The sequence below is a fragment of the Agrobacterium sp. 22-226-1 genome (assembly GCF_053522345.1).
Genome location: NZ_JBNWCP010000005.1, coordinates 77,098 through 90,514, shown reverse-complemented (window position 1 = coordinate 90,514; position 13,417 = coordinate 77,098). Strand labels below are relative to the sequence as shown.

At 59.5% G+C, this 13,417-nt stretch carries 9 protein-coding genes; 6 read left to right on the top strand and 3 right to left on the bottom strand.

Going from position 1 to position 13,417, the window contains the following annotated elements; translation table 11 throughout:
* Positions 1–167 precede the first annotated feature (167 nt).
* From ACQZ5K_RS10605 to fdhD, 6 genes are all read left to right on the top strand, one after another.
* Positions 168–734, top strand: coding sequence for a F0F1 ATP synthase subunit delta (locus ACQZ5K_RS10605; protein ID WP_448740322.1), 567 nt, complete (start codon positions 168–170; stop codon positions 732–734).
* A complete protein-coding gene (atpA, locus tag ACQZ5K_RS10600; RefSeq protein WP_004443771.1) occupies positions 734–2,263 on the top strand; it encodes a F0F1 ATP synthase subunit alpha in 1,530 nt (509 codons plus the stop codon). Before ACQZ5K_RS10605 ends, atpA begins: the two co-directional genes overlap by 1 nt.
* Before the next feature lie 30 nt (positions 2,264–2,293).
* The gene (locus ACQZ5K_RS10595; protein WP_035263533.1) at positions 2,294–3,172 is read left to right on the top strand and encodes a F0F1 ATP synthase subunit gamma; all 879 of its coding nucleotides are present in this window, start codon (positions 2,294–2,296) and stop codon (positions 3,170–3,172) included.
* A gap of 23 nt (positions 3,173–3,195) precedes the next feature.
* Entirely contained in the window at positions 3,196–4,650 is a 1,455-nt protein-coding gene (atpD, locus tag ACQZ5K_RS10590) for a F0F1 ATP synthase subunit beta (protein WP_003523533.1), read from the top strand.
* A gap of 130 nt (positions 4,651–4,780) precedes the next feature.
* Positions 4,781–5,191 (top strand): F0F1 ATP synthase subunit epsilon, encoded by a 411-nt coding sequence (locus tag ACQZ5K_RS10585; protein ID WP_003492358.1) that lies wholly within the window; start codon positions 4,781–4,783, stop codon positions 5,189–5,191.
* Positions 5,192–5,539: 348 nt separating this feature from the next.
* Positions 5,540–6,355, top strand: a complete 816-nt coding sequence (fdhD, locus tag ACQZ5K_RS10580) for a formate dehydrogenase accessory sulfurtransferase FdhD (RefSeq protein ID WP_448740457.1) — start codon at positions 5,540–5,542, stop codon at positions 6,353–6,355.
* 46 nt (positions 6,356–6,401) lie between these two features.
* Here fdhD and ACQZ5K_RS10575 read toward each other — a convergent pair whose 3' ends face one another.
* The 3 genes from ACQZ5K_RS10575 to ACQZ5K_RS10565 all read right to left on the bottom strand — a co-directional run bounded on the left by ACQZ5K_RS10575 (position 6,402) and on the right by ACQZ5K_RS10565 (position 13,413).
* Entirely contained in the window at positions 6,402–8,177 is a 1,776-nt protein-coding gene (locus ACQZ5K_RS10575) for a methyl-accepting chemotaxis protein (RefSeq protein ID WP_448740321.1), read from the bottom strand.
* A 332-nt stretch (positions 8,178–8,509) separates the two neighbouring features.
* On the bottom strand, positions 8,510–8,986 hold the full coding sequence (locus ACQZ5K_RS10570; RefSeq protein ID WP_003504949.1) for a chemotaxis protein CheW: 477 nt from the start codon (positions 8,984–8,986) through the stop codon (positions 8,510–8,512).
* Between the two features lie 266 nt (positions 8,987–9,252).
* Positions 9,253–13,413, bottom strand: coding sequence for a translocation/assembly module TamB domain-containing protein (locus tag ACQZ5K_RS10565; RefSeq protein ID WP_448740320.1), 4,161 nt, complete (start codon positions 13,411–13,413; stop codon positions 9,253–9,255).
* Positions 13,414–13,417 lie beyond the last annotated feature (4 nt).

Sequence of the window (13,417 nt, the reverse complement as noted above, 5' to 3'; positions counted from 1 at the left end):
CGCTATTACGCGTGTTGCGAGTCCCGGCGTCCTATGCTAGACGGACCGCGAAATTGGGAAAAGGCAGGGGGGAATTCCGGTCTTTTTCGGGGAAATTGAAACGATTTCAAGAATTTGATGCGGTGGAGCCCCATCGCTGAGGGTCTTGGACGATTAGCAGGGAAAAAGTGCCCGTGGCAGACACCTCCCAGGGAACATCCGGTGTAGCGGAAAGGTATGCGTCGTCGCTTTTCGAGCTTGCTTTGGAAGCGGGTACGGTCGAAGCGGTTCAGTCCGAACTGGACAAGTTTGGCGCACTTCTAGACGAAAGCGACGATTTGAAGCGTCTGGTTGCGAGCCCGGTGTTTTCCGCCGAGGATCAGTTCAAGGCAATCACCGCTATCTGCGAAAAGGCCGGTATCTCCGGTCTCGCTCTGAATTTCCTCAAGGTTGTTGCGAATAACCGCCGTCTCTTCGCCGTTCCCGGCATGATCCGCGCCTACCGCACCATCGCTGCCGCCCATCGCGGCGAAATCACCGCCGAGGTCACCTCGGCACATGCGCTCGACGAGGCGCAGGAAACTGAACTGAAAGCGGCGCTGAAGAGCGTTACCGGCAAGGATGTGACGATTTCCGTTACCGTCGACCCGTCGATCCTCGGTGGTCTGATCGTCAAGGTCGGCTCGCGCCAGATCGATACGTCTCTTCGCACCAAACTTTCCACCCTTAAGCTTGCACTGAAAGAGGTTGGCTGATGGATATCCGCGCCGCGGAAATTTCCGCAATTCTGAAAGATCAAATCAAAAATTTCGGCAACGAGGCGGAAGTCTCGGAAGTCGGTCAGGTGCTTTCCGTCGGTGACGGTATCGCCCGCGTCTATGGCCTCGACAATGTTCAGGCCGGCGAAATGGTCGAGTTTCCCGGCGGCATTCGCGGCATGGCGCTCAACCTCGAAGCCGACAACGTCGGTGTGGTTATCTTCGGTTCGGACCGTGACATCAAGGAAGGCGACACCGTAAAGCGGACTGGCGCTATCGTTGACGTTCCGGTCGGCCCGGAACTGCTCGGCCGCGTCGTTGACGCGCTCGGCAACCCGATCGACGGCAAGGGCCCGATCAATGCCGCCAAGCGTTCGCGCGTTGACGTCAAGGCTCCCGGCATCATTCCGCGCAAGTCGGTTCATGAGCCGATGTCGACCGGCCTCAAGGCCATCGATGCGCTCATCCCGGTTGGCCGCGGCCAGCGCGAGCTCGTCATCGGCGACCGCCAGACCGGCAAGACCGCCATCATTCTCGACACGATCCTGAACCAGAAGGCCATTCACGATAATGGCCCTGACGGCGACAAGCTTTATTGCGTCTACGTCGCTATCGGTCAGAAGCGTTCGACCGTCGCCCAGTTCGTGAAGGTTCTGGAAGAGCGCGGCGCGCTGCAGTATTCGATCATCGTTGCTGCTACCGCTTCCGACCCGGCTCCGATGCAGTACCTCGCTCCGTTTGCCGGTTGCGCCATGGGTGAGTACTTCCGTGACAACGGCAAGCACGCTCTCATCGGCTACGACGACCTTTCCAAGCAGGCCGTTGCCTATCGTCAGATGTCGCTTCTGCTGCGTCGTCCTCCGGGCCGCGAAGCTTATCCGGGCGATGTTTTCTACCTCCACTCCCGTCTTCTCGAGCGCGCTGCAAAGCTCTCCGACGAAATGGGCGCCGGTTCGCTGACGGCTCTGCCGGTTATCGAAACCCAGGGTAACGACGTTTCGGCCTTTATTCCGACCAACGTGATCTCGATCACCGACGGCCAGATCTTCCTTGAAACCGACCTGTTCTATCAGGGCATTCGTCCGGCCGTTAACGTCGGTCTGTCGGTTTCGCGCGTTGGCTCCGCCGCTCAGATCAAGGCGATGAAGCAAGTTGCCGGCTCGATCAAGGGTGAACTCGCCCAGTATCGCGAAATGGCCGCCTTTGCCCAGTTCGGTTCGGACCTCGACGCTTCCACACAGCGCCTGCTCAACCGCGGCGCCCGCCTGACCGAGCTTCTGAAGCAGCCGCAGTTCTCTCCGCTCAAGACGGAAGAGCAGGTCGCGGTGATCTTCGCCGGTGTCAACGGTTACCTCGACAAGGTTCCGGTCGCACAGGTCGGCAAGTTCGAGCAGGGTCTGCTTTCCTACCTCCGCTCGGAAGGCAAGGCGATCCTCGACACCATCCGCACGGAAAAGGCTATCAGCGACGATACCAAGGGCAAGCTCAAGGGCGCTCTTGATAGCTTCGCCAAGTCTTTCTCGTAATCAGGGCTCTTTTACTCGGACGGATAACGGATGCCTTCACTAAAGGATCTGAAAAACCGCATTGCCTCCGTAAAGGCGACGCAGAAGATTACCAAGGCGATGAAAATGGTCGCCGCGGCGAAGCTTCGGCGCGCCCAGGAAGCTGCGGAGGCCGCCCGGCCTTATTCTCAGCGCATGAGCGCCGTTCTCGCCAATATCGCCAAGGCGGTCGAGGCGGACGTTGCTCCGGCGCTGATGACCGGCACCGGCAAGGACGACGTGCATTTGCTCGTCGTCTGCACGGCTGAACGTGGCCTTTGCGGCGGTTTCAACTCGCAGATTTCCCGTTTTGCCCGCGATCATGCCCGCAAGCTGATTTCGGAAGGCAAGACGGTCAAGATCATCACGGTTGGCAAGAAGGGTTACGACAGCCTTCGCCGCGAATTTGCAGCCAACATCATCGAGCGCATCGAACTGCGCGACGTGAAGAAGGTCGGTTTTGAAAATGCCGACCAGATCGCCAAGAAGGTGATCTCGCTCTTCAACGCCGGTGAGTTCGATGTCTGCACGCTGATCTATTCGGAATTCAAGTCCGTCATCAGCCAGATCCCGACCGGCCTGCAGCTCATTCCGGCCGCAACGCCTGTTGTGGAAGAGGATGCCGCGACGCAGAACGCCGTCTACGAATATGAGCCGGATGCGGCTTCTATTCTGGAAGACCTTATTCCGCGCAACATTTCGGTTCAGGTTTTCCGGGCTCTGCTCGAAAACGTCGCCGGTGAAATGGGCGCCAAGATGAGCGCGATGGACAATGCAACGCGCAATGCCGGTGAGATGATCAACAAGCTGACGCTGTCCTACAACCGTCAGCGTCAGGCTCAGATCACCAAGGAACTCATTGAAATCATTTCGGGCGCGGAAGCGCTCTGAGGTAAGGAAAGAGGGTAAGGATAATGGCTAAGGCAGCTACCCCCAAGAAAACCGCAGCGGTGAACGGCGCGGGCAAGGTTACCCAGGTTATCGGCGCTGTTGTCGACGTGGCGTTCGAAGGCGAACTGCCTCCGATCCTGAACGCGCTCGAAACCGAGAACAATGGCAACCGCCTCGTTCTGGAAGTCGCGCAGCATCTCGGCGAAAACGTCGTTCGCACGATCGCCATGGACTCGACCGAAGGTCTGGTTCGCGGTCAGGGCGTCGTCAACACGGGTGCGCCGATCGAAGTTCCGGTCGGTCCCGAAACGCTCGGCCGCATCATGAACGTCATCGGCGAGCCGGTTGACGAAGCCGGTCCGATCACCACGGCCAAGAAGCGCGCCATCCACCAGGACGCGCCGTCTTACGTCGAGCAGTCGACGGAAGCACAGATCCTCGTCACCGGCATCAAGGTCGTCGACCTTCTGGCTCCTTACGCCAAGGGCGGTAAGATCGGCCTGTTCGGCGGCGCCGGCGTTGGCAAGACGGTTCTCATCATGGAACTCATCAACAACGTCGCCAAGGCGCACGGCGGTTACTCGGTATTCGCCGGTGTTGGTGAACGTACCCGCGAAGGTAACGACCTCTATCACGAAATGATCGAGTCGAACGTCAACAAGCTCGGCGGCGGCGAAGGTTCCAAGGCAGCACTCGTTTACGGCCAGATGAACGAGCCGCCGGGCGCCCGCGCTCGCGTCGCTCTGACTGGTCTGACGATCGCTGAAAACTTCCGTGACGAAGGCCAGGACGTTCTGTTCTTCGTGGACAACATCTTCCGCTTCACGCAGGCTGGTTCGGAAGTGTCGGCTCTGCTCGGCCGTATTCCTTCGGCCGTGGGCTACCAGCCGACGCTCGCAACGGACATGGGCCAGATGCAGGAACGCATCACCACCACGACCAAGGGTTCGATCACCTCGGTTCAGGCCATTTACGTTCCCGCCGACGACTTGACCGACCCGGCTCCTGCAACTTCGTTCGCGCATCTTGACGCAACGACGGTTCTGTCGCGTTCGATCGCTGAAAAGGGTATCTACCCGGCTGTTGACCCGCTCGACTCCACCTCGCGTATGCTTGACCCGATGATCGTCGGCGAAGAGCACTATGAAGTGGCTCGTAAGGTTCAGTCGACCCTGCAGCGCTACAAGGCTCTCCAGGACATCATCGCCATCCTCGGCATGGACGAACTGTCGGAAGAAGACAAGCTGACGGTTGCCCGCGCCCGCAAGATCGAGCGTTTCCTGTCGCAGCCGTTCTTCGTTGCTGAAGTCTTCACCGGTTCGCCGGGCAAGCTCGTCGCTCTCGAAGACACGATCAAGGGCTTCAAGGGCCTGGTCAACGGCGAGTATGACAACCTGCCGGAAGCTGCTTTCTACATGGTCGGTTCGATGGAAGAAGCCATCGAAAAGGCAAAGAAGCTGGCTGCCGAGGCTGCCTGATCATGAATTGGCGGGCGCGTGGCTCTAGCCGCGCGCCCTGCCGACAATGGTGGCGAACCGGAACGGCTTTCGCCTGCGTTGTAAAAGACAAGTCCGTGACGCCCGCGTAATTGAAAAGAAGTGAATAGCCATGGCTGACAGTTTCAAATTCGATCTCGTTTCCCCGGAGCGTCTGCTCGTTTCCGAAACGGTTACGGAAGTCGTCATCCCGGCTACGCTGGGTGAGATGACCGTTCTGGCCAATCATGCGCCGACGATGACCACGATCAAGCCGGGTCTGGTAACGGTGAAGTTCGCTTCCGGCGAGACGCATAAATATGTCGTCTTCGGCGGTTTTGCCGATATTCTGCCGACCGGCTGCACGCTTCTTGCCGAATCCGCCGTTTCGGCCGATGACATGTCCCCCGACACGCTGCAGAAGCGTATCGATGCGGCCAAGGCCGAAATCGAAGAGGGCAATCATCACCACGAACATCTGACCAAGCTTGAAAAGCACCTTTACGAACTGACGAACCTGCATGAGGTTCTCGTCGCTGCTTGAAAGCACCGGGCGGGTTCGAAAGAATGACTGCCCACAAAAAACCTAAAGCAGAAAGCGGCCGCTTCGGTCGCTTTTTTGTTTTTGGGCTGTTACCTCCCCATATCAGGCGAAGCATGGCTGCTTTCGCATAGAAACCCGTCACCTGGCCTGGTCGGAGCTTCCGAATGGCGTTGGCGGGATTACATCAGTGATGGACGTGCGGAAAATGGGTGAGGCAAGCAGCGCCTTCAACGGGCGCACCCGGGAAACCGATTCCGATTTTCAGGGCTTTCGGTTAGATGTGATAACCGGGAAGAAATGCTGCTTTCAGATCGTGAGAGAGACGAAGCGGATTTTCGTCATGGAGGAGTGATCGGCGTGTCGGCAAAGGCAAGTTACCGAAGGGTCGCAAGAACCGCTTTGCGCGAAGGGGCCATAGTGGAGGGCGAGAGGGCGGTGCCGGAGGAGGTGCCGGTTGCCTTTTCCTATGGCGGCAGCACCCATGCCGTGATGATGGCCAGCCCGGCCGACCTTGTCGATTTCGCGGTCGGTTTCAGTCTTACTGAAGGCATCATATCCACAAGGGCGGAAATCCGTTCCATCGAGGTAATCGAGGCCGGGCAGGGCTTTGATGTTCAGGTGGATTTGCAGGATGCCAATGCGGATGCGCTGAGGGCAAGACGGCGGCATATGGCAGGCCCCGTCGGCTGCGGTCTTTGTGGCATTGAATCCATAGAACAGGCGGTCCGTGTGGTACCGGAGTTGAGCGGCGTGGAAGTCTCCGTTAACGGAGATGACATCGTTGCCGCGGTGAAAGCGCTGAATGAAGCGCAAAGCCTCAATCGCGAAACGAGGGCAGTTCACGGCGCGGGTTTCTACAATCCTCAAAAAGGGCTGCTTGCTGTCCGCGAAGATGTCGGCCGCCACAATGCGCTCGACAAGCTCGCAGGTGCGGTCGTCAATGCGGACCTATCGCCCGATACGGGCATTGTGGTGGTTACCAGCCGACTGTCGGTGGAAATGGTCCAGAAGACGGCCATTCTTGGCAGCCCCATTCTGGCGGCGATCTCCGCGCCTACCGCGCTTGCCATCGAAACGGCCGAGAGTTCGGGTGTCACACTTGTGGCGCTGGTGAGAGGTGAAGATTTTGAAATCTTCACCCGGGCGGATCGTATCATCCTATAACGCTGAGGCCGCCGTTTCCCGGCGGCCTTCCGGCTTCTGAACGGGCCTAGAATTCCGCCCATTCCGCCGCTGCGTTTCCGTGAGGCCTTGGCGCGGCGGCATATCGAGGCTGCGGCGCGGGAAGTCTGGTGACGACGGCAGGCTTTTTGTCCGCCGGGCGGGCGGGTGATGCTGATGCTTCGTGTGATATTCTGAACTGCCGCAGCAACTCGTGCAGATTTTCCGCCTCGGTGGCGAGGCCGTGGCTGGCGGCAGTGGTTTCCTCCACCATGGCGGCGTTTTTCTGGGTGGCCTGATCCATGACGTTGACGGCCTGATTGATTTCGCTGAGGCCATTCGCCTGTTCGCGCGAGGCTTCGACGATCGCCGAGACATTGGTGTCGATCTCGCTCATCTGCGACTGGATATCGCGGAGCGCGCCGCCGGTTCTGCCCACCAGATCCACACCGTTGGCGACCTGCTCGCGGGAGGTGTTGATGAGGGATTTGATTTCCTTGGCGGCAACGGCGGATCGCTGTGCGAGTTCGCGGACCTCCTGCGCCACGACGGCGAAACCTTTGCCAGCGTCGCCAGCCCGGGCGGCTTCGACACCCGCATTCAGGGCCAGAAGATTGGTCTGGAAGGCGATGTCGTCAATGACGCCGATGATGTTGGTGATTTCACCCGAGGAACGGGAAATCGCGTCCATGGCGGAAATTGCCTGCTGGACGATATCGCCGGAATGTTCGGCATGTTCTCTCGTTCGTAACACCAGCTTGCCGGCCTCGCCGGCGCGCTGGCTGGCATCGGTAACGGTGGTGGTGATTTCCTCTAGCGCGGCTGCGGTCTCTTCCAGCGAGGCGGCCTGCTGTTCGGTGCGCTGCGAAAGCTGATCGGCGGCGATGCGGATTTCACCGGAGCCCGAAGCGATTGTCGAGGCATTGTGGGCGATGGTCTGCATGGTGGCCTGTAGCTTGGCGACGACTTCGTTGAAATCCGCGCGCAGCTTTTCCATACTGGGCACGAAGCTGTTGTCGAGGCGCTGCACAAGATCACCTTCGGCGAGCGCCCTCAGGGCATCGGCAAGCACACTGATGGCGCTCATGCGCGGCGTGACATCCGTGGCGAATTTCACCACTTTGACCACCTTACCCGCCTCGTCCAGCACCGGATTATAGGCGGCCTGGATCCATATTTCCTTGCCGTTCTTTCCGTATCGGACAAATTCATCCGAGATGAATTCCCCTGCCGCCAGTCGCGGCCAGAAATTGCCATAGGCAGGCGATGCGGCATAGGCCGGGTCGCAGAACATGCGGTGATGCCTGCCCTCGATTTCCTTGAGGTCGTAATTCACCGTGGCGCAGAAATTCGGGTTGGCGGTGATGATGGTGCCATCCGGGAAAAACTCGATGGTGGCCTGCGAACGGGAGAGCGCCTCCAGCTTGCCCGCATCGTCCACGGCCCTGATTTTCTTGGCGGTGATGTCGGTGGCGATCTTCACGACCTTATAGGGTTTGCCGGAACGGAAAACCGGGTTGTAAGAGGCCTCGATCCAGATAACCGAGCCGTCCTTGCGGATACGGCGATATTCCCTGGCCTGGAACTCGCCACGGGCGAGAGACTCCCAGAATTCCTGATAGGCCCGCGACCCGGCAAGCTCGCTGTCGCAGAAGATGCGATGGTGCTTGCCGACGATCTCGGTGAGATCATAACCCAGCGCCGTGCAGAAATTTTTATTCGCGGTGAGGATATTACCCTTGAGATCGAATTCTATGACCGCCTGCGATCTCGATATGGCATCGAGCATATTTCTGTTATCTGCGCTTTTCCCTAACCCCAGCATTATACGTCCCCCAAAAACGGCCCACGGCGCGGCGAGCCCCGCACAGGATATGCGGTCCACGTCGTATCATGTTGAACAACGAACAGGTTTGCCGCCGAAGGCAGCAATGCAGGCACTTCCGTCTCTTCGCCTCGGTCAGGTATCGGGCCAGCGTGATATTCGTGCCGGCGCGATACTGTTCCACGGCCTTTAATATTAGATATCCATAATATTAAAATGTTCTTATTTAATAAGACGAGGTAACGAGGAAAAACAAAACCGCCGGGCGAGTGCTCCGGCGGTCTGGATTGATCGATACTCTTCTTGTGGCGTGGCCAGCCGAAAAGGCCTGATTAGGCCGCGAGATCTTCCGCTTCGGTTCCCTTGAACATTTTCGCAAGGTTCAGGAAGCAGATCATGCCGTGTTCGTTGGCAATGATGCCTTCCGAATAGGACTTGTCGAAAGATGCCGAGATTTCCGGAACCGGCTGAACCTGGTTTGCCGGGATCGTCAGAATGTCGGAAACGCGGTCGACGAGCATGCCGATGACCATGTTGTGCACTTCCGCCACCACGATGGCGCTTCTCTCATTGGCAACGGTGCTCTTCATGCCCAGCTTGTGAGCCAGATCGATGATCGGAATGACAGAGCCGCGCAGGTTCATGACGCCGATGACGTCTTTCGGCGCGTGGGGAATGGGCGTAGAAGGCGCCCAGCCGCGAATTTCGCGGATGGTCGTCGTCTTCACGCAGAATTCCTGATCATGCAGGCGGAACGCGATGATTTCGAGCGTCTCACCGCCAAAATTGGTAGAGTTAATCATTGCCATCAGAATTCTTCCCAATGCTCGCTGTGGAGGCCGGCGCAAGTGCACCGACACTTGCATATGCGGATTTGGCGTTCTGCCTGGTGCCTGAACAGCCGGAAACAATATTTCCGTCTTCAATGGATGATTTGTATCATCAGATGGTTTCGCAAACCTAAATGCGAAGCGGCGCTGGAGTGTTTTCGCTTTTCTTCGAAACGCGAAAATACTCTCTTTGATTTTACGCATTGTCCGGACGTAAAAACCGCCACGTACTTTTACTGGGAATGCTAATATTCCTTCTCGTAAAATATACCGGCTGCGCCTTCGCCATCGCCGCCTGCTTCCCCGCGTAGCTTCACACCCCGTCCGACATCGAGGTTGATGATGGCTTTTGCGCCGGATTCGCCGCTTTGCTGCAGCTCGAGATAGGTTCTTTCGTTCAGATATTTACCGGCGGAAACACGGGCCTGCCCTTCGGAATCGGTCGAAATATCGAGATCGTCGACGCCGAGATTGCTTCTGAGCTTGTCGAACAGCGAAGTGGAACGCCCGCCGGCCAACTGGGCGGCGGCATCGGCCAGCCTTGCGATTTGCAGAGCCGAGAGTTTCGACATGGACTGGCCGAAGATCAGCTGCGCCATAACTTCATCCTGCGGCAGGGCGGGTGCCGAGGAGAAGGCAAAGGTCGGATCGTTGGCGTTGCCGGAAACGGCCACCGTGATGGTCGTCGAGCCGACCGTCGAGTCGGCCTTCATATCGAGGACCGGAACGAGGCCGCCGCCGAAACTGATATTGCCGGTAGTGAAATCGAGGCGGCGAGTGAGGATTTCGAGCCGCCCACGGCGCATTTCGAAGCCGCCGGAAATGACGGGAACGGCTGCCGTGCCACGGATCGTCAGATTGCCCGTGAGTTCCGCATCGATGCCGCGTCCGCGTACGAAGATGCCGCTCGGTGCGTTCACCTGCAGATCGAGATTGATGGTGGACGAGCTGCCGCTGCCGCCCTGATCAGACCCGAGCGCCTTGGCCTGCGCGCGTACCTTCGGCGGGGCGTTCTTGTGCTTGACATCGATCTCCGTCAGCGAGGCCGGAAGCTTTTCCGGAATGGTGATGGCGCTTCTGTCCAGCGTCAGGTTGCCGCCCAGCACGGGGGAATTCAGCAGCGGGCCTTTCAACGTCAGCGTGCCGCTTACCACCGTCGTCACCAGCGTGCCGTCATTATAACCGGCGCGATTAAGCGTGATCGATATATCGGCGGGGAAACCCGAACCACCGGCTATGCCGACGCTGCCGGTTCCAGAGATCGTTCCGCCGCCCGCCAGCTTGCCCGTCAGTCGCGAAATGACGGCGCGGTCACGGTCGAAGGTGATGGTGGCGCCCAGATCGTTGATGGTCAGGTTTCGGCGCACGTCGGTCAGGCGCGTACCATCGGTGGTGATGCTGCCGGTAACGACAGGTGCGGAAGCGCTGCCGGAAATCTTCACGTCGATGGCGGCGGTGCCGTCCACATCGAGGCCCTGCGCCGCGGTTTGCGCCGCGACGGCGGAGAAGGGCAGTCTGCCGGAAAACGCCATGGAAAGCGGACGATTGCCGGCGATACCGAGCGAGCCGCCGCCGGACAGCGACATGCCGCCCTGGCCGGATACATTGGTGTCGATCTGCAAGGTGCCGCCCGCAAAGCGGCCGTTCGCCTTGATGCCGAGCGCGGCGAGGCCTGCCGCACGTGTATGCGCGACCTCGGCATTGGTCCAGTTCAGATTGTAGTCGACCGCGGGATTCGATGCCGCACCCTTGGCGCTCACCGTGCCGGAGATGCTGCCTGCCGCATCCAGTCCGGTGGCGAAGGCATTTGCGAGACTGGCGGGCAGCGAACGGATATCGGCATTGATGTCGAGCGTCGACCCGGCGCTACCGTTGACCTCGACGCGCCCTTCACCCGTGATGATGGTCAGATCTGAGATACGGGCCGCGCCGTTCTGAATGGCAATGATGCTCGGTTTTTCAAGGCGAACCGCAATGCCCTTGGGGGCGGCGGAAAAGGCGTCGACGCGCACTGTCATCGGCGATCCGCCGGTCTCAGCGCTGCCTTTTACCACCAGCGGCGCATTGTCGTAACGGCCATTGACGTCGAACTGGGTCGTCGTGCCGGAATGGCCGATGGTGGCATTCAGGCCTGATATCGCGGCGGCGCCGGCATTGACGCTATCGGCGCTGACCTTGCCATTGATGGCGAGAGCCTGAAGATCGTCGATGGAAATATCGGCGGCGAGTTTGGAGATCGTTGTTGTGCCCTGGCGGATGCTGTTGCCATTGGCCTTGATCGTCGCGGCAATCCGGCCATTGGTGTTGCTCAGGGCGATGTCGCCGGCAATATCGCCATCCGCCTGCTGCGCGGCGAGGGCCGCGAGCAGGGCAAGATCGGGGAAATTGAAGGAGAGATTGCCCGATGGCAGGAATTGCTGCGAGAATTGCAGCTGCCCGTTCAAGATATTCCGGCCTACGGCCACGTGCAGCTCGGGGATGGCCGTGCCGTTTTCGGTCTGCACCACATCGGCATTGGCGTCGATCTTCTGTCGGTCGAGACTGCCGCTGGCGGTGAGCTTTGCCTGAGGCGCGGCGGGATCGGCCTTGCCCGTTGCATTGACCTTCAGCGATTCGAGTGTTCGCCCGGCAAGGATTGCGCTTTCGGAACTCAGGGTGACGTTGAAATCCGGTGCTGTTAGCGCGCCGCTGGCTTCGATTGCAAAATCGGCGATGCCCTTCGCCTGTGGCGTCAGTTTTTCAAGAGCGGGAAATTTACCCATCACGCTGGCGCTCAATGCATCGTTTTCGAGGCCGACATTGCCGGTTGCTTCGATGGTTCCCGACTTGACGACGAGGTTTTCAAGGCTGGTGCGTCCGCCGATGGTCACGTCGATATCGCCCTGGAGGGCGATGGTGGTGTCGAATTTTTCCGCGAGAGCCGGTGGAAGGGTGGCGGGCAGCGCGAAGAGCTGCACACTGGAGGTCAGGCGGTTGGCGGCGAGATCGAAACTGCCGTTCAGCGTTCCACCGACACTGGCGCTTTCCAGCGTTGCGCCGTCGAAGCCGATGGCGGAAGAGGTGAGGCTGAGCGGCGCCTTGATGGTGAGGGGCGCCCGCACCAGCCGGTCGATATCGGGGCTGACGAAGGAGGATTGCGCCACGGACAGCACCGTCGCGATCGTGCCGCTGCGATTGGCGATGTTGAGATCGGCGCTCTCGGCCGTCAGCTTGACGTCATCGAGCCTGCCTTGCGGCAGGGAAAGGCTGCGCAACGATACCGTCGTGTTGAGATGCGCAGCGTCTGCACCGCCCTTGAGGGAAAGATCGAGGCCGTTGATGAGGGCCTGAATCTCGCCATTCTCCAGCGGCCAGCGAAAATCCACTGGGCCGGCGGTGCCGATGAGATTGGCGGCGAGATCGTTCTGACCGTTCGGATCGACCGTGCCTGACGCCGTCAACAGCAGGGTGCCGGTCTCCAGCGTGCTGCTGCCGATTTCGATGCGGCCCTGCGGCGAAAGGGTTGCATTTGCGTCGAGCTTTGTCTCGCCAGCAAAAAGCTGACGGAAGGCTGGGGGCAGAAGCAGATCGGGCTGGCCACCGCCTGCAATTTCGATACGGCGGGTGCCATCATCTGCAAGAAGGTGGCGGCCGGTGACGTTGACGACAGGGTTGCCGGCGACATTGCCGCGCAGTGTGCCCGTCCAGTTGGAAAGCGGGCCTTCGCCGTTGAGGTCTATCGCCACCGCAGGTGTTCCCGGAAGAGAAAGCAGCGTGGCGAGAAGACCGCCTTCGGGCTCCTTCATCTCCGCTTTCAGCTTCAGGACATTCTCATTCGGAAGGAAGGCGATGTCGGCATTAACCTCCGCATCCGGCGCATTGAGCCGATGGGCGGTGAGCGATAGCCGCATATCGTCCTGGGCAGCCGTCAGGTTGCCTTCCGCGTTCAGATCGAAGGGACGGCCGAGAAGCGATTGGCCAAGGCTGATATCTGGAAAGCTGAACTTGTCGACGGCGATTTCGATCGGCAGCGAGGAATTGCCGGAGCTCTTGGTCGATGTCTGCTCCGGGGCAAGCGGTTTGCGCTCGACATCGATCGATCCGGCCGAGACCCGGTCGGCATGGAAGGTGCCGGCAAGCAGCGAGAGCGGCGACCAGTCGACGGCGATCTGGTTCACGCGGGCATAGGGTCCCTGCCGGTCTGAAAGCGTGACATTGTCGAGCCGCAGGCGGCCGGTCAAAAGGCCGCTCGGGGGCGAAATCTCGATTACCTGATCGGGCGTGGAAACGAGCGATGAAATCTGCTTTGCGGCAATTCTTGCGCCCATCGGGGTAAAACCGACGAACAGAACCGCAAGCAACACCAGCACCACGCCGCACAAAGCAGCGTAGCCCAGCCATTTCAGCAATCGAATCAACGTTTTCATAAAG

Excerpts from the sequence above, each read along its gene's own strand:
- atpA (WP_004443771.1), top strand. The coding sequence starts at position 734 with ATGGATATCCGCGCCGCGGAAATTTCCGCAATTCTGAAAGATCAAATC.
- ACQZ5K_RS10595 (WP_035263533.1), top strand. The coding sequence starts at position 2,294 with ATGCCTTCACTAAAGGATCTGAAAAACCGCATTGCCTCCGTAAAGGCG.
- atpD (WP_003523533.1), top strand. The coding sequence starts at position 3,196 with ATGGCTAAGGCAGCTACCCCCAAGAAAACCGCAGCGGTGAACGGCGCG.
- ACQZ5K_RS10585 (WP_003492358.1), top strand. The coding sequence starts at position 4,781 with ATGGCTGACAGTTTCAAATTCGATCTCGTTTCCCCGGAGCGTCTGCTC.
- ACQZ5K_RS10575 (WP_448740321.1), bottom strand. The coding sequence starts at position 8,177 with ATGCTGGGGTTAGGGAAAAGCGCAGATAACAGAAATATGCTCGATGCC.
- ACQZ5K_RS10570 (WP_003504949.1), bottom strand. The coding sequence starts at position 8,986 with ATGGCAATGATTAACTCTACCAATTTTGGCGGTGAGACGCTCGAAATC.
- ACQZ5K_RS10565 (WP_448740320.1), bottom strand. The coding sequence starts at position 13,413 with ATGAAAACGTTGATTCGATTGCTGAAATGGCTGGGCTACGCTGCTTTG.